We start from the raw sequence: 20601 nt of genomic DNA, 5'->3' as shown, positions 1-20601 counted from the left end.
TCGTTTCTCGCCCGTTACCGATTCAAAAGCTTAAGGTTCGCTCAGTACATGAGCATGGCCGATGGTCGACACATGAACCTCGCTCCCAGCGGGTGGCGCGTGCATGCCGGAACTGCGCACCAGCAATGAACGCCCCGGACGGTCATCAGCGTTCAACGTCTGCAATTCCACGGTCAATGTGCAGGTATTACCGCCGAAGTCGCATTCGGTGACCACGCCGCGACAGCCGTCCTGTTGCTCCAGGCCGTGGGGCGCGCTGATCAGCTGAAGTTGCTCGGGGCGCAGCATGATTTGCGCTGATCGGTTGTTTCTGTGGTTGTTGACCGGTATGCGACCCAGATCGCAATGAGCCCAACCCGCTTCGATTCTGGCCGGCATGACCACGGCATCCCCGAGAAACAGGGCGGTTTGTTCATCGGCGGGATAGCGGTAAAGGTCCAGCGGATGTCCGGATTGCACTAGCCGGCCCTGACGCATCACCGCCAACTGATCGGCGAATGACAACGCTTCACTTTGATCGTGAGTCACCAGAATGGTCGTGACACCGGCGTCAGCCAGAAGCCTTGCGACCAATTTGCGCATGGCGGCGCGCAAACCGGTATCGAGTGCCGAAAACGGCTCGTCCAGCAACATCAGCCGTGGTTGTTGCGCCAGGGCCCGGGCCAGCGCGACACGCTGTTGCTGGCCGCCGGAGAGTTCATGCGGCCAACGATTGGCCATACTCGAGTCCAGTGCCACGCTGTCCATCAACTCGGCGACACGTTCCTGTTTGGCAACGCCCTTGGCCGCCAGCCCGAAACCGATGTTGGCGGCTACGGTCATGTGCGGGAACAGCGCACCATCCTGCGGAACATAGCCGATCAAGCGTTGATGCGCGGGGACCTCGCGGGTGCCGTCGACCAGCATTTGACCATTGAGCGCAAGGCTGCCCGAGTCCGGGAACTCGAAACCGGCGATCATTCGCAGCAAGGTGGTCTTGCCCGAACCGGACGGGCCGACGATCACCGTACGGCTTCCCGTCGGCACCGACAGGCTGATGTTCTCCAGGGCTCGGTGAGAACCGTAGGACTTGCAGATCGAGTGGAGTTCAAGAGCGTTCATCGGCCAGCCGTGCGTTTGGATTGATGGTAAAGAAGTCCGGTTAACGGAAGCGACAGCAGAATCATGAGCAAGGCATAGGGCGCCGCGGCGGCATAGTCGATTTCACTGGTCATTGCCCAGAAACCGGTAGCCAGGGTGCGCGTGCCATTGGGGGCGAGCAGCAGGGTGGCGGTCAACTCATTGCTGACCGCCAGAAACACCAGCGCAGCGCCAGCGGCAGCACCGGGTGCGGCCAGACGCAGAGTGATCAGCCACAACGCCCGACCAGGCGAACGGCCGAGGCTGCGTGCCATGTTCTCCAGTTCCACCGGCGCCTGGGCGATGCCTGCGCGCAAACTCACCAGGGCGCGGGGCAAAAACATCAGTAAATACGCCAGCAGCACCGTGATGGTGGTCTGGTAAATCGGCCGGGCAAAATGAATCGTCAGCGTTACCAGTGCCAGCGCGACGACAATCCCCGGCAACGCGCTGGTAATGTAGTTGCAGCTTTCCAGCACACGTTGCAACGGGCCCGGTGAGCGAATCGACAGCCAGGCGATCGGGATAGCCGCGCATGTGGTAATAAGCGCGCCGGCGGCCCCGAGCATCAGCGTCTGCTCCAGCGCCGGCAGCAGTTCGCTCAGGTTCCAGACTTGCGCGCCACCGGCGATCAGCCACTTGCCAAGGGTGATCAACGGCACGCCGAGTGCCAGCACGCAGGTCATGCCTTGCAGCGTGAGCGCGAGCAGGGTGGTGCGCAACTTCAAGCGCACGATCCTTTGTTCGCGCGCGCTTCCCGACCCGACCCGGGCGTAACGCGCCGTGCCGCGAGCAGCCGACTCAGCCGTCAGCATGGCCAGGCAGCAGAGCGCGAGGACGCCGGCCAGCATATTGGCGGCAGGCCCGTTGAAGGTGGACTTGAACTGGTCGAAGATGGCCGTGGTGAAGGTGTCGAAGCGAATCATCGCGTACAGACCGTACTCGGCCAGCAGGTGCAGCCCCACCAGCAAGGCGCCGCCGCAGATGGCCAGGCGCAACTGCGGCAGCACCACACGAAAGAACACTGCCCAGGGCTTGAGCCCCAACGACTCGGAGACATCTTCGATGGCCGGATCGAGCCGGCGCAAAGTCGCTGCTATCGGCAGGTAAAGAAACGGGAAATAGGCGATGACCGACACCAGAACGCCGGCAAACAGCCCATGAATCGGTGGCACCAGACTGACCCACGCATAGCTGTGCACGAATGCTGGCACTGCCAGCGGCGCCGTCGCCAACAGCGACCACCAGCGCCGCCCCGGCAAGTTGGTGCGTTCCGTCAACCAGGCCAGCGCCAGACCCAGTGCGATGCACAAGGGAATGGTAAGCACCACCAGCAGCACGGTGTTGATCAGCAACTCGCCGACGCGTGGGCGCCATACCAGCGTCACCAGCGTCGCCCAGCCAGTCTGCGCCGATACGCCGATCACGAAAGCAATCGGCAGCAACGCCAGCAACGACATCAGCACCGACAGGCTAATCACCCAGGCGCCGCCGCGGCCCGAGAAGACGCCGCGAGAGCGTGCGCGCAAGTTTACAGAGGACGCCGCAGCGACCTCTGCCGGTAGCGTTTCAGGCAACAATTAGAGCAACCCGGCCTGGGTCATCAGCTCAACCGCCTTTTTGCTGTCGAGTTTCGAGACGTCGACAGTCGGAGCGTCGAGTTGCTGCAGCGGCACCAGTTTCGGATTGGACTCTGCATTCTTGCCCACGGCGTATTCAAAAGAGTTGCCGTTCTTGAGGATCGCCTGGCCGTCTTTGCCGGTAATCCATTTCAGGAATGCCTGGGCCTGTTCCTTGTGTTGACTGGAGGCCAGGACGCCACCGCCGGACAGGCTGACAAAGGCACCTGGATCCTTGTGTTTGAAGTAGTTCAGCGAGGTGTTCTTGCTGTTCTCGCCGGTCTTGGACTGATCGACGAAGCTGTAATAGTGATAGATCACGCCGCTGTCGATCTGACCGGCATTGACCGCCTTGAGCACGGCGCTGTTGCCCCGGTAGGCGGTGAAGTTGGTTTTCATCGCTTTCAGCCAGTCGAGGGTCGCGGCTTCACCCTTGAGTTCCAGCACGGCAGCGACGATGGCCTGGAAGTCGGCACCGGCCGGCGAAGCGGCCCAGCGGCCTTTCCAGTTCGGTGCTGCGAGGTCCATCAGCGATTTTGGCAAGTCTGCTTCAGCCAGCTTGCTCGGGTTGTAGACGAACACCGTGGAGCGTGCGGCAATCCCTACCCATTTGCCATGCGCCGGACGATAGGCCGCGCCCACTTGTTCCAGCGTGCTCGGCGCAACCGGTGCAAACAGCCCCGCGTTGTCGACCAGCACCATCGCCGGGGAGTTTTCGGTCAGGAACACGTCGGCCGGGGAGGCTGCACCTTCCTGCACGAGCTGATTGCCCATCTCGGTGTCGTCGCCATTGCGCACGGTCACTTTGATGCCGGTTTCCTTGGTGAAGCCTTCGACCCAGGATTTGGTCAGGCTTTCGTGTTGAGCGTTGTAGACCACGATACCCTCCGTCTGCGCAGCGGCATACACGTGACCGGCGCTGAGGAAAGCAGTGGTCAGCAATGCGTTTTTAAGGAACGAGGGGATACGGGAAATCATTCTGTCGACGGCTCCTGTTTTTTTAGTCAACACGCGCAGATTCATCATGGGAACAATGCGAATCATTTGCATGTTTGAGTCGCCGCGAATGTAGAGCGCCAAATGAGAAAAAAACGTCAAAAAAATCGTAAATAGATGTCATTTCACGGTCGACGGAAAACTTGAGCCGACACGGTGGTGGGCAACTTTCAAACGATATCTTCGATCGGAGTGTGGCCTTGGGCCTCTTGGCTGAACTTTGGCCTGGTCTGAGGTGACGCGGGGCTCAAGGCTTATAACGCATCATGGCAATGGTCACGCGCGTCCCTGTCTGCGGCGTACTTTGAACCGTCAGATGTCCACCCAGTCTTTCGACAATCCGCTTGCAGTGGGCAAAGCCAAGCCCGAACGACGATGATTGCGACCGTGCGGCGTCGGCACGGAAAAACACTTGCCCCAATTGCCGGACTTCTTGCGTGGACATGCCTGCACCGTTATCGGTGATCCTGATGATCAAACCGCTGCCCGGATGTTCGTCCAGCATGACGTCGACGGCGCCGCCGGCCGGGGTGTACTTGATGGCGTTGTCCAGCAGGTTGCCAAACACCACTTCCCACTGTTCCGGTCCTCCGGCGACTTGGGCCTGATAATCCTCCAGCAGATGCAGGGAGAGACTGAGACCTTTGAGTTCGGCAGCCTTGCGCCAACGCTCGACAGCATTGAGCGCATTGTCATTCAACCCACTTGCCTGCCCGGCAATCTCGGCGGTGCCCTCCAGTTGCGCAAGGTCCAACAGGCCGAGAGACAGGCGCTTGAGCACCTGCATTTCGGCCAGCACATCACGACAGGTCTGGGCGTAATCTTCGGCGTGCCGTGGCCGCGCCAGAATGACCTCCAGCGCAGAGGTCACGGCAGCAATCGGCGTCTTCAGTTCATGGGAGGCGTTGGCGATAAACAGCCGTTGATGTTCCAGCACCTCCTGAACCGCCGCTTCCATTTGCGCGTAGCTGTCGAACAGCAGTTTTTCTTCCGCCGAGTGCGCCTCGAACACCACCCGGCGGGTGAATTCCGGCGGCTTCAAGGTGCGCAGTTGTCGAGCGAAATGGCGAAGGTTGCGGGTGGAGAGCGACACCACGATAAAACTGCCAAGCGTCGTCAACAGCAATATCCCTATCGCGGCCAGCGCCACCACCCGTTTGAAGGCGTTGACCGCATTGAGCACCGGTTGCGCGTTGGTGGCCACCAGCAGCCTGGCTTTCAGCGGGCCTTCGGGGCTGGCGCGCTCAAGGTCGCCCATCTGTGCGATCCATTTCTCGTGACCGACATCGAACAGGAAAGTCTCTTCGTCGCCCGCGCGAACCTGACTCATGGCCTCGCGAAGCGCTTTGCGCATTGACGGCGTTGGTCCCCAGGATTCTTGCAGCATCTCACCCGATATCGATGACAAGTCAAAAAACAGGTCGTGATCGTGATCCAGTTCCGAGGCGAATTCACCCTGGCGCTGATAGACCAACTGCGCGTTTTCGACGCTGATCAGCGACTCGATGACGTCCGACTGGGTATCGAGATGGTGCCGCAGTTCATCGAGCCGGGTGGTTTGCACCCAATGACTCAGCCACACATAGCCGACGAACAACACACACGCCTGAACCACGAACAGCGTGAGCGCGATTTTGATGTTCAGTGCCAGGTTACGCCACACGAAGGATCAACCCTTTGCCGCGAACGGTTTCAATCTCGACGTCGGCCCCAGCCAACTTGCGTCGCAGGCGATTGAGCAGCACGTCCAGGCTGTTGCTGTCCGGCTCGCTGTCGAAAGGGTAGAGCAACCCCAGCAATACCGTGCGGGTCTGCAACTGATTCGCCTTGCCGGCCAGCGCCACCAGTAGATTGTATTCCATGCCCGTGAGATCCAGCGGACGGCCGCCGATGCTGACCCGCAAGGTGTCGAGTTCGATGTTCAGATTACCCAGTGTCAGCGATTTCGAGCCACGGGCGATCGAGCGCCGATAGAGGGCATTGAGCCGCGACACCAACTCGATCATTTCGAAAGGTTTGCTCAGATAATCGTCGGCGCCGCGATCCAGGCCCTGCACCCGATCCACTACTTCGCTTCTGGCCGTGACCATGATCACCGGCACGTCGTTGCCCTTGCCGCGCACCACGCTGAGTACTTCCAGACCCGATATCTGCGGCAGCATCCAGTCCAGCACCAACACGTCGTATTCACTGGCATCGGCATAGTACAAGGCCTCTTTGCCGTCCCTGGCCAGATCCACCACCCAGCCTTCTTCCTCAAGCCCGCGCTTGATGCTGTTACCCAGCAGGGCATTGTCTTCGGCCACCAGAACCTTCATCGCTCGCTTCCTGATCAGGCATTGCAGGCGTGCATTCATTGCATGTCCGGCACGCACTGGCAAGCCGTCGCACAGCCATGTGACTTCGTTAACAAGCGGTTCATTTTCGCTTCTTTAGACTGCCCGCCAGTGGTGAGCGAGCCCTTCGGCTTCGATTCGCTTTTCAGTCCCTTTTCTGGATTTCTTCCATGAGCCTTTCCAGTCGACGCCTGTCGTTCATCCTCCTGACGGGGCTGCTGGCCTGTCTGGTGGCTGCGACATTTTCCAGCCTGGCCACTCATGTGCGCTTCGGGCTGGAGTTTCGCGGTGGTTACGAGATTTATTACGTTGTGAACCCGGCACCGGGCAAAACCCGGCTCGCCAAGGATGACTTGTTGCAGACGGTCGCGATCCTGAGTAAACGCGCCGACAGCATTGGTATTACCGAACCGGACATCCGGGTCGAGGGCGCCAACCATATTCGGGTGAAACTGGCAGGCCTGACGTCCGCCGAAGAATCACGCTCGCTGCTCGGAAGTTCGCAGGGGTTGCCCACGCAGCTGACCGAGAAATACACCCAGACCGTCGGCAGCGTACTCGGCAAAACCGCGCTGGCGGAAACCGTTCAGGCAGGTTTGATCGGCATCGCCTGTATTTTCCTGTTGCTGGTGGGGCTGTACCGCACTGCCGGTTTGATCGCCGCGTTTTGTACGCTGGTCTACCTGTGGCTATTGCTGATTGTATTCACCGCCTCGGGTGCCACCTTGTCGCTGTCGGCGGTGGTCGCGTTTGTGCTGGGCATTGGCATGGCGGCGGATGCGAGCATCATTTGCCTGGAACGTATTCGCGAGGAAATCGACCTTGGCCGGTCTCTGCGCGAAGCCGTGGATAACGGTTTCAAAGGCTCGCAGCCGACGATACGTGATGCAAACCTGGTGACCGCGCTGGCGATGATTGCCTTGTTCGCGGCCGGCATCGGGCCGATTCAAGGATTTGCGCTGACCATGCTGGTGAGCATCGTGATCAGTGTCGCCACTAACTTCTTGCTAATTCGCCAGCTGATGCTGTGGCTGGTCGATACCCAGTGGGTCAGCCAGCGTTGGTTGATCGGAAAGAGCAAGCCGCGCGCCACCAAGGCTCGCCGTTTCAACTTCTTGGGCCTGGGTAAAACGGCGATTGTGGTCTCGTTGCTGACCATCGTTTCCGGCTCGCTGTATTACCGCGCTCACGGCCTGAACCTGGACATTGATTTTACCGCCGGCACTGCGCTGGACATCGACGTCGACCGTGCGATCACTCAGGAAACCGCCACGCAAATCATGACCGGGGCGGGCACCATCCCGGCCACCGTGGCCGTGGGCGGTGCACAGAATCAGCACATCGCCGTACGCTTCGATGAAGTGCTCAAGTCCGCTGATCTGAAGCAGATCATTACTGCGTTCAAGGGTAAGTATCAGACCGTAGAGTACGAGGAAAACACCGCAGACCCGGGCGTTGCACGGGATTTTGCCACTCGGGCCATTTATGCGGTGATTGCGGCATTCGCCAGCATCGCAATCTATATCGGCCTGCGTTTCTCCTGGGCCATCGCCTTGGCAACCTTGCTGCCGATCGTTCAGGACATCCTCATCGTTTCGGCGATCTTCTCGCTGTTCAAGTTCGAGATCGACGTCACTTACATCGCTGCATTGCTGACGATCATCGGCTATTCACTGAACGACAAGATCGTGATCTTCGGACGCATTGTCGAAAACGTGAAAAAGTCCCCGCCGGTGGATGCGCTGGCCTTGTGGAGCCTGATCAACCTGAGCATCAGCCAGACCCTGAGGCGTTCGCTGTACACCGTGCTGACAGTGGTGATGGCGTCGACCTGCCTGTATCTGTTTGCCTGCGAACCGTTGCAGATGTTCTCGCTGGCTCTGGTGCTGGGTCTGATATCCGGCGCGGTGTCGTCGATTTTCATGTCCAGCGCTATCTGGCTGACGCTTTCCCGGCGAAGCTTTCGGGTGGCGAAGGTTGGTTCAACATTGAAACTCAGCCCCAAGCGTGTCCCGCATCTGGCGTCCACGCCGTTCCTGGGGGCACTGCTGTTCGTCTGCACGGTCGGCGTCGGTGGGTGGTTCTGGGTGCCGGCTCAGGCAACGGCCGGTAAAACGACGGTGAGCGCCTCGACGGTGACCGGTTCCCTTGGCGATTTGTCGAGTTTCCGGACGATTACCGTAGACACTGCCCGTTTAGTGGACGCCGGCGACCTGAAAGCAGCCAAGGCTCGCATCACCGATCTGGAAACAGCGTGGGATCAAGCCGAAGAAACCTTGCAGCCGAAGTCGCCGGCTGACTGGACTTCGGTCGATAAATCGATTGACCGTGCACTGTCCCAACTGCGCTCCGGCAACCCGGATCCGCAAGCCTGTGCCGAAGCCTTGAAGACTCTGCTGGCCAAGTTTGATAGCAAGCAGATCAGTGCCGCCATTCCCGTAGCGGCCACTCCCGCCGGGTCGATGGGCGATCTGTCCTACCTGATGGCCATCATTACCGACACCAAAAAGCTACTGGGCAGTGGCGACATGAAAGGTGCAAGGGCCAGGATCACTGACCTGGAAAGTGCCTGGGACCAAAACGAGGAACAACTGCGACCGATTGATCCTGAAGGCTGGACCTCCATCGACAAGTCCCTGGACCGGGCGTTGAAGCAAGTCAGAACCGGGTCGCCGGATCTGACTGCGTGTACTGAGGCGCTGGAAACCCTGGCGACGAAGATCGACAGCAAGCGCCTGCACTGACACCTATTCGGCCCGGGGAATATACGCCACGCTCTGGTCTTCACGGCCGTGGAATATGCGCTCGCCGTTGGTGGGCGTGGTGGTGATGACCTGATGGTCGGCACTCAGGTAGTCCAGCGGTACTGCATCACCGTTGCGGTACTGGGTGATAACGATGGTGCGTTGCGGGTCCCAGTGCTGGCCGCTGGTGTTGTCCAGCCAGGTCATCAGCGCGGCGGTATCGCCGGTGCGAGGAAAGTCCTGGCTTTGCTGCACGTAATAGAAGGGGGCGCCGCCGGTTTGCAGGTACATCGGCACTTTGTTGTCCACCTCGATCATCACCATGCGCCATGTATTGAGCGGTGCGCGTTTGCTGGCCTCAAGCCTGACCGTCTCACCGAACTGAACCACGCCGCCACCGCCGTTGGTCCAGGGATAGAACACACCGAGTATCGCCATCAACAACACAGCGGTCAGGCCGAAACCGATTTTCAATCGGCGACTACCGAACCTGTCTGTGGCATTGCGTTCGGCCATTCGCCGGGTGATCCACCAGGCGCCCAGCAACTGGGCGAAGGGCACCAGGGGCAATACGTAGTAACTGCGTCGACTGCCGCTGGCCGTGAAAAACAGCATCAACAGACCCAACCCCCAAACCAGCCAGCGCGTATTGGGTTCGACGCTGCGCCAGTGGCGCAGCGCAAACCACAACCCCAGCATCCAGCAAGGCGCCCATGGCAGAGTGTAGACCGGGAGGTAAATCAAATAGGTGTAGATCGGTCCGATGTTGTCGAAGGGCTGGAAAAACCGCACGACGTTTTCCCGCAGCACCAGGCCCAGGCCACTTTCGCCATAAGTCGGCGCGCCGTAGAGGTGCGACAATATGAATGGCGTCATGTAAAACGCCCCGGCGATGACCAGGGCGCCGCACAGCCGCAGATTGAGATGGCTTTTCCAGCGACCGTCCTGCACCACATGCGGTAATAGCAGCAAGCCCGGCAGAATGAAGCCGATCAGGCCTTTGAACAATGAGGTCAGGGACAACAGCAGGAAAAACACCAGGTAACGGCTGAAACGCGTGTCTTGCGGCCCGCGCCAATACCACCACACCGCCGCCAGCACACCGCAGACGGTGAGGATGTCGGCGGTGGCGACCCGTGCCCAGAACACGAAATAAAAGGTGGTCGCCAGCATCCACCCGGCAATCAATCCGGTGCCTTTGCGCATTAGCTGCTCGCCGATCAAGTACACCAGCCAGACGCTCAGCCAGGCGGCAACCACCGAAGACAAGCGTAATGACCAGTGCCCTAAACCGCCGGTCAGCCAGGCGGTGGCCGTGATCAGCCAGTAGGAGGGCAGCGGTTTGTCGTAATACGGCCCGCCCTTGAGGTAGGGATCGAAATAGTCACCGCTCTGGAGCATTTGCAACGCGATGTTGGCCCAGCGGGTTTCCGGCCCCCATAACTCCCGCGTGCCCAGGCCCAACAACAAAATCAGCGCAGAGGCGCCGAGCAGGAGCGCCAAGGCGCCCCTGTCACTAGCCCGAAGGTTCATAGCGGGTTTCCTGTAGGAAGAACGGTGTCAGGGTTGGCTCTGCGGGAATATCAGAATCTCCAGGTGGCCGCGCTGATAGCGCTTGCCATCGATGGGCAACATCTCGACTTCCTGCATCTCCGCGACACTGTTAACCCGCATCACCACGCCGACCGCGCCTTTTTTGCGGGCCTCGGTCATCCATTGCCCGACGTTGTCCAGGGTGACTTTACGTGACGCCATGGCGGGATCGTCGAGGCCATATTTCAGCTCGCCGACAGTGTTGAACAGATCGACCTGAGGTCGCTTCAGGCGCCACGACAAGGCTGACGCCGCGCCCAGATCGTTGCTGAGCAACGATGTCGTCTGACTCAAGGCATCCAGATGCTCGGCGATGAACTGGTCAGGCATTTGGCTATTGACGATCTGCGCCGGCATCGCTGCCGGCAACAACGCTACCAGCAGCCAGATGCCGAGTGCCGGCATGGCCCAGAATATCAATGGACGCAGCACCTGCAAGGCGTTGGTGATGATCCAGCCGAGCAACACGATGAACGCCAGGGACAGGGTGAACATCTCGGTGTTTTCGTAGACTTCCTTGGTGGCTTGCAGATAAAGCAGGGCGATCAGGGCGCTGGTGGCGATGACGACGTTGATCACGCCGTTGATGCGAATGATCCGGCCTCGTCCTTGATTCAATAGCTCCATCACTGCGTGTCCCATCAGCAATGCCAATGGCAACAGGCACGGCATGATGTAGGTCGGCAGTTTTCCGCTACTCGAGCTGAAGAGCGCCAGCGGCAACAGCATCCAGAGCAACAGAAAACCGATCACGGGCTGGCGCTTTTGCTGCCAGGCCTGGACGAGTGTCGTTGGCAACAAGGCAGCCCACGGCAGGCTCGAGGCGACCAGCAGCGGCAAATAGAACCACCACGGGCGCGCGTGTTGCGCATCTTCGCCAGCAAAACGGCGGATGTGTTCGTGCCAGAAGAAAAACCGCCAGAAGTCCGGTTCCTGATGATGAATGGCAAGCACCCACGGCAGGCAGACCACCGCCGCCACGACCACCGCCAGTGGTCCGTAGCGCAACAGCTCGCCCAGGCGTCGCTGCCAGATCATGTAGGGCAGGGCGATCAACACCGGCAACAACCAGGCGAGAAAGCCCTTGGTCATGAAGCCCATGCCACAGGCAAAACCCAACAGCGCCCAAGCGCCGAGTTTGCCGCGGGAGGAATGGCTATCGATGGCAAACCACAACGCGACCAGGCTCAAGTTGACCCAGAGCGTGAATTGCGGATCGAGGTTGGCGTATCCGGCTTGTCCGGCGATCAGGCCGAAGCTCATGTAGAGCAAGGCGCAGATAAAGCTCTTGCCCGGATCATTCCAGAATCGGCGAGCAATCAGGTAAGTCAGCCAGACGCTCAGCCCGGTGCTCAGCGCCGAAGCGATACGCACACCAAACAGGTTGTCGCCAAACACCGCTTGGCCGATGGCGATCATCCAGTAACCGGCGATGGGTTTCTCGAAGTAGCGGATACCCATGAAGTGCGGGGACACCCAGTTACCGCTCAGCAGCATTTCCTGACTGATCTGGCCATAGCGGGTTTCATCGGGAATCCATAGACCATGGGTGACTAGCGGCAGCAGGTAGAAGACCACGTACGCCAGCAGCAAGCCGGGCACGATCCAGCGTTCGGTGATGGGCAGCGCACGCGCGGTGCCACGCAATAAAGAGCCGTCGGGGTGGGGCAACAAGTTATTGGACGTCATGACTCGACCTTGGCGCAGAAGGAAGTTGCTCCGCCAGGTGCACGCTTGCACTAGCGGAACTTTTTACATAAAGCAACACAATAGCGATGTGGACTACAGAAGTTGCGTCAGCCATCTAATGGTTACGGACTAGTTATAGTCTGCCCGAGCAAAAAGGCTTTCTCGGCTTCGACTTTTTTTTCCGCGATTATTGTTTCAAGGCTTTGCCGTGCAACAGCGTCTGCCAGTCAGTGGCATTCACAATGCCGAGTACCTGAGGTTGCCCGTCGGCGGCAATTTGCACGAACAAGGCACTGCCATACTTACTGGTCGTCGCGTGCTCGAAACCGGTCTGGGCTTCGAAATCACTGATGCAACCGCTGTGCGTGACCAACACCAGGTTTCGATGGGCTTGCTTGTGCGCCACCACATCGTTACGCAGGGTTTTACCGCAGCTGACCAGCCATTCCTGGGTCATCGCGTCTTTGCCGAACATGTAACGCGAGGTTTGTGCCGTGCGGGTGGCTGGGCTGCTCAGCACATCGGTCTGGGTCATGCCCAGCTGCATAAAACCTTGGCCCACGGCTGTGGCGGCTTCGCTGCCGACTCGGGTAATGCCGTCGGCGGGGCCAAGGCACGGATTGCTGGACTGGTCGCAGCGTTCCGCATGGCGAACCAGTACCGCCACTTCACCGGCTTGCCAGCGATCGACCAGGCTGTTGGTCGCTTCGGACCCGGCGGTCGCCAGGTTGATCGGAGATCTGGGCCACCAGACAAACCCCGTGACGAGTGCCGCGATAACCAGAGCGGCCGTTGCCGCGACCAGTTTGCCGAGCCGCGACTTAACGATTCGTGCCGCTGGCTGTTTGCGCGATACATGATCAACCATGTTTTGTTTACCCGTCGGTACGCAATAGAGAACAACTTTCAAATACAACCCAGCGTAACAACGCTTGAAGGGGCCTGGAAAGACACTAGTTCAAGGCAGGTGTCGGAGTGGTGAAAGGGATGTGAAAAATTTGCGTAGAAAAATTTCAGTACTTTTTTTAGTTGGTTGTTGCAGCGCTTGTCTTGAACACCACGTACAGTGGTCTATGGTCTATCTTTGGTTCGCGTCTCGGCTCTGCGGCATCGGCCCGATTCAGCAGATGGCGCGGTTTGAACCGGCAGTGGAGCCAAGCAACAGAATGGATTTCAAACTGAGTCTGAATAAACGGATTGTCATCGTATTTGCCTTGATGAGTACCTTGGTCGCGGGCGTATTTGCGATGGGCATCGTCGCGACCGTGCATGTGGTGGATCGAAATATCACGGCTTCCCGCCTGGTAGGAGGGCTGCACCGCTTGCTGTCGATGGAAAACAGCGCCGGGTGGAGCCATCAGCCGGAGAAAGACGAACTGTTTTTCATCCAGGAAGGTCCGGGTGCGATGGCGCTGGATAAGGAACTGGCGGCGCTTGCACCAGGTTTTCAGGAAACGCTCTACGCGGGTTCTAAGTACTACGCCATGGTAAGCCTGGTGGGCGGTCGCAAATACGTTTTGTTGCGAGACCGGCGAAGCGTCGAACAGCGTGAACAGGCGTTATTCTCGGTGGTGGTCGTCGGGTTCGTCTTGAGCATCCTGCTCGCGGTTTTGTTAGGCCGGATGCTGGCCAGGCGTGTGATGGCGCCGGTCATTCGTCTGGCGCACCAGGTGCGTCAACGTGAGCAGTTGCTGGAACTGGCCCCTGAGCTTCATCCCGACTACGCGGCCGACGAAGTGGGAGCGCTGGCACTTGCCTTCGATCAGACCCTGGGCCGGTTGCGTGAGGCACTGGACCGGGAAAAACTCTTTACCAGCGATGTCAGCCACGAACTTCGCACGCCATTGATGGTATTGGGCAGTTCCTGCGAATTGCTGCTAGCCAATCCCTCGCTTGACCGGCGCTCCGTGGCTCAAGTCAGTCGAATTGCCCGCGCGAGCGACGAAATGCGGCAATTGGTCGATACGTTTCTGATGCTGGCTCGCGATCGGGAAGACTCTGATACCGCAGCAAGTGCGACGCTCAAAGAAGTCGCCGATGCTCTCGTGGATATCTGGGCGCCGCTGATCCGGGAAAAAGGCATCGAGTTTATCTACGACAATGAACAGGTTTCGTCGGATCGCCATAACCTGACGTTCCTGCGATCGGTCATGGGCAATTTGCTGCGCAATGCCTGGCATTACACCGATCACGGCTACATTCGCCTGACCCTGCGGGCGCGCGGTTTCAGCGTCGAAGACAGTGGCATAGGCATTTCGGAAGAAAAACGCCATACGATGTTTCAACCGTTCGTTCGCGGTGACGAGCGCCGGGGAGAAGGCCTGGGACTGGGGCTTTCACTGGTCCAACGGATTTGCACCCATCAGAATTGGCGAGTGGAACACAGCAGCCTTCAGCCCAACGGCAGTTGTTTCACCATTGAACTGGAAGGCGTCTGATGACTGTTATTTAGTTGCCGGGCAGCTTTTCGATGTGCCGGCGGTAGCCTGGCTGATGGTGGCGGCCAAGCGCTTCACATTGTTCTGATGAGCCACCACCAACTCATCGATACTCGTGCCGGAAGGCGTCTGCAAGGTGCTGCGGCAGGTGACTAATGCAGCATCGCCTTCGCCGAGTTTGCGCAGGCGCCATTTGACGTCGATCAATGCGTACTGACCGGGTATCGAATCAAAACGCTGAACGTCCAGGCGCAACGACACTTTGCGCTGCGGGTTACTGTTGACCAGTTGATCGACCAGGGCACTGCGCAGTTCCTCCGACAGGCTTGCGCCCCACCATTGTGTTTCGAGGATTGCCAGGCCGGCGTTGCCTTGACGAATGACGATCTGCGGACGGTCGACCTGGGGCGGCACGGTGATGCTTTCGATCTGGATGTCCGCTCCGCCGCTTGCACCGCTCGGTTGAGCCGGGGTCAGGGTGTGGAATTGAATCGGCTCACTGCGGCAAGCGGCGAGTAGCAACAACGCAGTGACCAGCGTGATCTTCAGCGAAAATGCCATGGGTAGCTCCTGTGGTCAGTTGCGCGGTGGCCCTTGCAGATCCATCGGCGCGGCATTGTCGGGGCGGCCGCGAATCAGCGATTCCGGATGCCGTCCCATGTAGTCCGAGAGTTCACGCAACGAGCGCGACATGCGTCCAAGCTCGTCCAGGGTCTGGCTCAGTTGTTCCCGTTGCGGCGAATCTTCGGCGAGGGTCGAACTGGCCGATTGCAAGGTCTTGCTGACGTCCGACAGGGTGGTTTGCACGCCGGGCAGGGTCTTGGCGTTGAATTGTGCGAGTCCTTTGCGCAGTTCGACGAGGTTGCTGTCCAGGTTGCCGGCTATGCGTTCGATGGGCAGCTGGTTGATCTTGTTGACCATGCTCTCGAGTTTTTCCTGCAACTGCTCAAGGCTCCCGGGAATGGTGGGAATGACGACGGGACGGGCGGTCGGATCGAACACGACTTTTTCAGCTTTGGGGTAGAAGTCGAGCGCGATGTACAGCTGGCCGGTCAACAGATTGCCGTTACGGGCCTGGGCTCGCAGGCCGTTTTCGATGAAGGAGCCGATCAGGCGCACGCTGGCGGCTTCATCGTTGGGGTCATGTTTCAAGGCTTCGAGCAATTTGAGATGAGCCTTACCGAGGCGTTGCGGGTAGATCACGATGCCGACATTGACCGGGAAGCTGCGTTTTTTCGCGTCGAAATCCAGATTGACTGCCACCACCCGGCCGATCTCTATGCCGAGGAATTCCACCGGTGCATCAACCTTGAGCCCGCGCAATGCCTGATCGAATCGCAAGCTCAGGTACTGCGCCTTGCCGTTGGGCGGGGCGAGGGCGGTATGCTCATCCTCGAACAGGTCGAAGGCATTATCCTCGGCCGCCACTTGGTCGTTGGGGCTGTATTCCGGCGCGCGAAACGCGATGCCGCCCACCAACAGGGCCGACAGGGATTCGGTCTTCACCGCAAAACCGTTGGCGCCGACATTCACATCTATACCGCTGGCGTTCCAGAACCGGGTGTTCTCGGTAACGTAGGCATCGTTGGGTGCGTGCACGAATATTTCGATGTTCACCCCTTTGCCGTCGGCATCCAGTTCATACGCCACCACTTGCCCGACGGGGATCTTGCGGTAGTAGACGGGGGAGCCGATGTCCAGCGAGCCGAGGTCCTGAGTGTGCAGCATGAAGCGTTTACCCGGTTCGCCATAGGTAATGGGCGGCGGGTTTTCCAGCCCGATGAAGTGTTTGGAGCGGGCATCGGCCTGGCCGATGTCGGCACCAATGTAGTCGCCCGACAGCAAGGTATCGATGCCCGAAACGCCACCGGCACCGATGCGCGGCCGCACAACCCAGAACTGCGAGTCTTCCCGGGTGAAGCTTTCAGCTTGTTTGTCGAGCTGGATCGTGGCGTCGACGCGTTTCTGGTCGCCGCTCAGTTTCACTTCCGAGACGCGGCCGATGACCACATTGCGGTATTTGACCTCGGTCTTGTTGGCCACCAGGCCGCTACCGGTCTTGAACGTGATGGTGATGGTCGGGCCTTCCTGCAGCCAGCTGTGCACCACCAGGGAAATCCCCACCAACACCGCTACGATCGGCACGATCCATACCAGCGAAACGCTGAAGCGACGGGTCTTGATCGCGGCTTGGCCAGGGGCTTGCGGACCGTCAGTGGCTTGGGACTTCATCCATGGGCTCCTCATCTTGTGGGTTTTGCAGCGCTCTATCCCGCTCGTTATCCCAGATCAGCCGCGGGTCGAAACTCATCGCCGACAGCATGGTGAACACCACCACCAGACCAAAGAACAGAATGCCCGGGCGCGGTTCGATATCGCCCAGGGCCTGGAATTTCACCAATGCCGCCACCAGCGCAACGACAATGACGTCGAGCATCGACCAGTAGCCGATCAGCTCGACAAAACGGTAAAGCCTCGAACGTTCCTTGCGCGCCCAGAAGCTGCCGCGTTGCACCGTGATCAGCAGCAGGGAGAGAGCAACGAACTTGATGCCCGGCACCGCGATGCTGGCAATGAAAATGATTAGCGCAATGTCCCATGCACCGTGTGCCCAGAACTCCAGCACACCGCTCATGATGGTGCTGTCGGAGCCGTTGCCGAACAGACTGGTGTTCATGACCGGCAGCAGATTGGCCGGGATATAAAACACCAGTGAGGCCAGCAGATAGGCCCATGTCCGGGTCAGAGAGTCAGGTTTGCGGGCATGCAACGGCGCGCCGCAGCGTTCGCATTCGTGAGGTTGATCGGTCATGTCGCAGGCCATGCCACAACTGTGGCACAGGCACAGGTTGAGTTCGCTGGCGAGCGGTGGCCTGTTCATAGGGTGTCCCACAAATCACGTACATCGCGCCCGGCGATGCGGATCAGCAACAGGCTGAGGACCGCCAGGGCAAACATGCCGATACCCGGCAGCACATCCAGCAGCCCGGCGAGTTTGAACACCGCGACCATCGCCCCAAGCAGGCAGACTTCCAGCATGCTCCAGGGCCTGAGGGTTTCCAGCCAGCGCATGCATAGCTTGAAGCCTGGGGAACGTCGGGAGGTGAGGGCAAAGCTCAATACCCAGATCAACAGGAGCAGCTGGAACATCGGCGCGATGATGATGGAAATCGCCGCCACTAACGCAATGAAAGTGATCGGCCCCTGGCTCAGCGCCACCACCGAATCCCACAGCGTCGCGCTGTTCTTCATGCCCTTGAGGCTGATGGTCATGACCGGATAGAAATTCGAGAAAGTCCACAGCACGGCCGCCGTGAAGCTCAGCGCCAGGCGTTGCTGCACCGACAAGCCGTTGTAACGCGCAAGCACACCGCCGCAACGTGTACACAGGGCCTTTTGATGTTTGGCGAGCGTGACTTTTTCATACACGCAGTCGCAGTGCTCGCAGATGATCAATGGAGCAGTCGTCGCCATGGGCAGCACTCGCCGGGAGGCAGAAAAGTCAGAGCACTCCCTCAATATAGAAGTGACTTGCGATTGAGCAAATCTAAAGGCTACTCCAGGGATAACCCGAATGCGGCACTAGAGGGCATTTGTAGCAGACTGCACTTCGGCTTCAGGGTATGTGCAAAGCCATTACCACGAATCTCAGCCAAGCAATTCGCGCAACCGGTACCAGAACATGCCAAGCGCCAGCAGCGGTGAGCGCAGGGTTCGTCCGCCGGGAAAGGTCATATGCGGCACGGCGCTGAACACGTCCAGCCCCCGGCTGTGGCCGACCTGTATCACTTCGGCCAGCAACCGGGCGCACCAGTGGGTCACGTTCAGGCCATGGCCGGAATAACCCTGGGCGTAGAACACGTTCGGGTACTGGCTCAGGCGGCCGGCCTGGGGGAAACGGTTGGCGGTGATGCCGATCTTGCCGCCCCATTGGTAGTCGATGCGCACATCCGCCAATTGCGGGAAGACCTTGAGCATTTTCGGCCGCATATAGGCGCCGATGTCCACGGGGTCGCGCCCGGAATAATGGCAGGCACCGCCGAATAACAAACGTCGATCCGCCGAGAGCCGGTAGTAATCAAGACCGACTTTCTGGTCGCACAGCGCCAGGTTCTGCGGGATCAGCTGAGCGGCCACCTCGGGTGCCAACGGTTCGGTGGCGATGATGTAACTGCCCGCCGGCAGCACCTTACCGCTCAGGCGCGGTTCGAGTTCTTCCAGATGTGCGTTGCAGGCCAGCACCAGGCTGCCGGCGCGTACTGTACCGCCGGCGCAGCGAACCTGCACGGGGCTGCCGTGGACCAACTCCAGCACTGGGCTCTGCTCGAAAATCCGTACCCCGAGAGATTGCGCCAGCCGCGCTTCGCCGAGCACCAGATTCAGCGGATGCAAATGCCCCGAACCCATGTCGATCAGGCCGCCGGCATAAAGGTCCGAGCCCACCACTTGCTGGCGGATCTGCTCGGGGCCGACGAGTCGGGTTTCATGGGCGTACTCCAACTCGGCGAGGCTTTGCAGCTCTGCCTTGAACGCAGCGAACTGCGCCGGTGTATTGGCCAGTTCGCAGAAGCCCCAGCGCAGGTCGCAATCGATGCCATGTTCACGGATGCGATTGCCCACCAGCTCCACGGACTCGATGCCCGCACGCTCCAGATAACGCACGCCTTCCTCGCCGACATAACGGGCGAACCCACTGACGTCATGGCCAATGCCACGGATCAACTGCCCGCCATTACGACCGCTGGCGCCCCAGCCGATCCGCCGGCCCTCCAGCAGAATCACCGAGAGCCCGCGCTGTGCCAGTTCGATCGCGGTGTTGACCCCGGTGAACCCGCCACCGATCACGCAGACATCGGCTTCAAGGTCCGAATCCAGCGTAGGGTAGGGTGCCATGCCATTGGCCGATGCCGCGTAATAGGAGCGGGCATGTTGCTTGTCATGCTGATTCATTGGTTGGACTTCACTTTGCTCCAGGAACGGGTCATCAGACGCATGATCGCCTGGGGCGGGGTGGTGGAGATGTAGAGTTTGTCGAGGACGTCCTGGGGTGGGTAGACCTCAGGATTATTGACCAACTCAGCATCCATGTAGGCCTTGGCCGCCGGGTTCGGATTGGCATAGCCCACCGAGGCACTGACCTTGGCGATCACTTGCGGGTCCAGCAGGTTATTGATGAAGGCGTGGGCCTCTTTCGGGTTGCTGGCGTCGGCGGGAATTGCCAGCAGGTCGAACCACAGGTTGCTGCCTTCCTTGGGGATCGAGTAGGCGATGTTCACGCCGTTCTTCGCTTCCTTGGCGCGATTGGCCGCCTGGAACACGTCGCCGGAGTAACCGAAGGCCACGCAGATGTCGCCGTTGGCCAGGTCCGAGACGTACTTGGAGGAATGGAAGTAGGTGATGTAAGGCCGGATGCTCAAGAGTTTGGCTTCGGCTTTTTTAAAGTCCTCAGGGTTTTCGCTGCGTGGGTCCATGCCCATGTAGTTGAGGACTGCCGGGAATACTTCATCAGCCGAGTCCATCATCGACACACCGCACTGGCTGAGTTTCTTCAGGTTCTCGGGTTCGAAAAACACGGCCCAGGAATCGATGTGATCAATGCCCAGCACTTGCTTGACCTTGTCGACGTTGTAGCCGATGCCGTTGGTGCCCCACAGATACGGTACGGAATGCGCGTTCTGCGGATCGTTTTTCTCCAGCAGCGTCAGTAGTTTCGGGTCGAGGTTTTTGAAGTTGGGCAGCTGCGAGCGATCCAGTTTGAGGAACGCACCGGCCTTCACCTGGCGCGCGAGAAAGTGGTTGGACGGCACCACCACGTCATACCCGGTGCGGCCGGCGAGCAGTTTGCCTTCCAGGGTTTCGTTGGAATCGAATACGTCGTAGATCACCTTGATCCCGGTTTTTGCCTGGAAGTCGGCGAGGGTGGTCTCGCCGATGTAATCGGTCCAGTTGTAGACGCTGACGCTTGGCTGAGCCTGCGCCCAGGCGCTGAACAATACCGCCAGCGCGACCGGAACCACGGATTTCAATAGACGCATATCGACACCTCTTTGAGTTATTTGGCTTTGTG

Annotated in this window: 16 protein-coding genes; 2 read left to right on the top strand and 14 right to left on the bottom strand. The window is 59.4% G+C overall.

Features of this window, described 5'->3' with window-relative positions; all coding sequences use genetic code 11:
• Nucleotides 1-30: 30 nt before the first annotated feature.
• From ACEN8R_RS09965 to ACEN8R_RS09945, 5 genes are all read right to left on the bottom strand, one after another.
• A complete protein-coding gene (locus ACEN8R_RS09965; protein ID WP_018925836.1) occupies nt 31-1101 on the bottom strand; it encodes an ABC transporter ATP-binding protein in 1071 nt (356 codons plus the stop codon).
• Nucleotides 1098-2696: an ABC transporter permease gene (locus tag ACEN8R_RS09960; RefSeq protein ID WP_026286388.1), complete on the bottom strand. Its 1599-nt coding sequence runs from the start codon at nt 2694-2696 to the stop codon at nt 1098-1100. The genes ACEN8R_RS09965 and ACEN8R_RS09960 overlap by 4 nt, the downstream gene beginning before the upstream one ends.
• A 3-nt stretch (nt 2697-2699) precedes the next feature.
• The gene (locus ACEN8R_RS09955) at nt 2700-3716 is read right to left on the bottom strand and encodes an iron ABC transporter substrate-binding protein (RefSeq protein WP_018925838.1); all 1017 of its coding nucleotides are present in this window, start codon (nt 3714-3716) and stop codon (nt 2700-2702) included.
• Between the two features lie 265 nt (nt 3717-3981).
• The gene (locus ACEN8R_RS09950; protein WP_018925839.1) at nt 3982-5397 is read right to left on the bottom strand and encodes a sensor histidine kinase; all 1416 of its coding nucleotides are present in this window, start codon (nt 5395-5397) and stop codon (nt 3982-3984) included.
• Nucleotides 5387-6052 (bottom strand): response regulator transcription factor, encoded by a 666-nt coding sequence (locus ACEN8R_RS09945; protein WP_018925840.1) that lies wholly within the window; start codon nt 6050-6052, stop codon nt 5387-5389. The genes ACEN8R_RS09950 and ACEN8R_RS09945 overlap by 11 nt, the downstream gene beginning before the upstream one ends.
• A 188-nt stretch (nt 6053-6240) precedes the next feature.
• On the opposite strand from ACEN8R_RS09945, the gene secF reads away from it, so the two are divergent.
• The gene (gene secF / locus ACEN8R_RS09940; protein ID WP_018925841.1) at nt 6241-8814 is read left to right on the top strand and encodes a protein translocase subunit SecF; all 2574 of its coding nucleotides are present in this window, start codon (nt 6241-6243) and stop codon (nt 8812-8814) included.
• 3 nt (nt 8815-8817) lie between these two features.
• Here the strand turns inward: secF and ACEN8R_RS09935 are convergent, their stop codons facing one another.
• The 3 genes from ACEN8R_RS09935 to pmrG all read right to left on the bottom strand — a co-directional run bounded on the left by ACEN8R_RS09935 (nt 8818) and on the right by pmrG (nt 12964).
• A complete protein-coding gene (locus ACEN8R_RS09935; RefSeq protein WP_018925842.1) occupies nt 8818-10347 on the bottom strand; it encodes an ArnT family glycosyltransferase in 1530 nt (509 codons plus the stop codon).
• Between the two features lie 27 nt (nt 10348-10374).
• Complete coding sequence (gene arnT / locus ACEN8R_RS09930) at nt 10375-12096, bottom strand: lipid IV(A) 4-amino-4-deoxy-L-arabinosyltransferase (protein ID WP_018925843.1); 1722 nt, start codon at nt 12094-12096, stop codon at nt 10375-10377.
• Nucleotides 12097-12283: 187 nt separating this feature from the next.
• Nucleotides 12284-12964: a lipopolysaccharide core heptose(II)-phosphate phosphatase PmrG gene (pmrG, locus tag ACEN8R_RS09925; RefSeq protein WP_495624819.1), complete on the bottom strand. Its 681-nt coding sequence runs from the start codon at nt 12962-12964 to the stop codon at nt 12284-12286.
• Between the two features lie 298 nt (nt 12965-13262).
• Between pmrG and ACEN8R_RS09920 the strand changes: the two genes are divergently transcribed.
• Nucleotides 13263-14534, top strand: coding sequence for a sensor histidine kinase (locus ACEN8R_RS09920; protein WP_111453316.1), 1272 nt, complete (start codon nt 13263-13265; stop codon nt 14532-14534).
• A gap of 6 nt (nt 14535-14540) precedes the next feature.
• On the opposite strand, the gene ACEN8R_RS09915 is transcribed toward ACEN8R_RS09920, so the two are convergent.
• The 6 genes from ACEN8R_RS09915 to ACEN8R_RS09890 form a co-directional block, all read right to left on the bottom strand.
• Nucleotides 14541-15095, bottom strand: a complete 555-nt coding sequence (locus tag ACEN8R_RS09915; protein WP_064617815.1) for a PqiC family protein — start codon at nt 15093-15095, stop codon at nt 14541-14543.
• Between the two features lie 15 nt (nt 15096-15110).
• On the bottom strand, nt 15111-16766 hold the full coding sequence (locus ACEN8R_RS09910; RefSeq protein ID WP_495624818.1) for a PqiB family protein: 1656 nt from the start codon (nt 16764-16766) through the stop codon (nt 15111-15113).
• Nucleotides 16747-17415, bottom strand: a complete 669-nt coding sequence (locus ACEN8R_RS09905; RefSeq protein ID WP_086944304.1) for a paraquat-inducible protein A — start codon at nt 17413-17415, stop codon at nt 16747-16749. The genes ACEN8R_RS09910 and ACEN8R_RS09905 overlap by 20 nt, the downstream gene beginning before the upstream one ends.
• The gene (locus ACEN8R_RS09900; protein WP_019578875.1) at nt 17412-18008 is read right to left on the bottom strand and encodes a paraquat-inducible protein A; all 597 of its coding nucleotides are present in this window, start codon (nt 18006-18008) and stop codon (nt 17412-17414) included. The genes ACEN8R_RS09905 and ACEN8R_RS09900 overlap by 4 nt, the downstream gene beginning before the upstream one ends.
• A 174-nt stretch (nt 18009-18182) precedes the next feature.
• Nucleotides 18183-19484 (bottom strand): NAD(P)/FAD-dependent oxidoreductase, encoded by a 1302-nt coding sequence (locus ACEN8R_RS09895; protein ID WP_495624817.1) that lies wholly within the window; start codon nt 19482-19484, stop codon nt 18183-18185.
• Entirely contained in the window at nt 19481-20569 is a 1089-nt protein-coding gene (locus ACEN8R_RS09890) for a polyamine ABC transporter substrate-binding protein (protein ID WP_495624816.1), read from the bottom strand. The genes ACEN8R_RS09895 and ACEN8R_RS09890 overlap by 4 nt, the downstream gene beginning before the upstream one ends.
• Nucleotides 20570-20601 lie beyond the last annotated feature (32 nt).

The organism is Pseudomonas sp. Pseusp15, from assembly GCF_059492165.1.
Note: the sequence above shows the minus strand (reverse complement) of the source record. Positions and strands in the feature narration are given on the sequence as shown.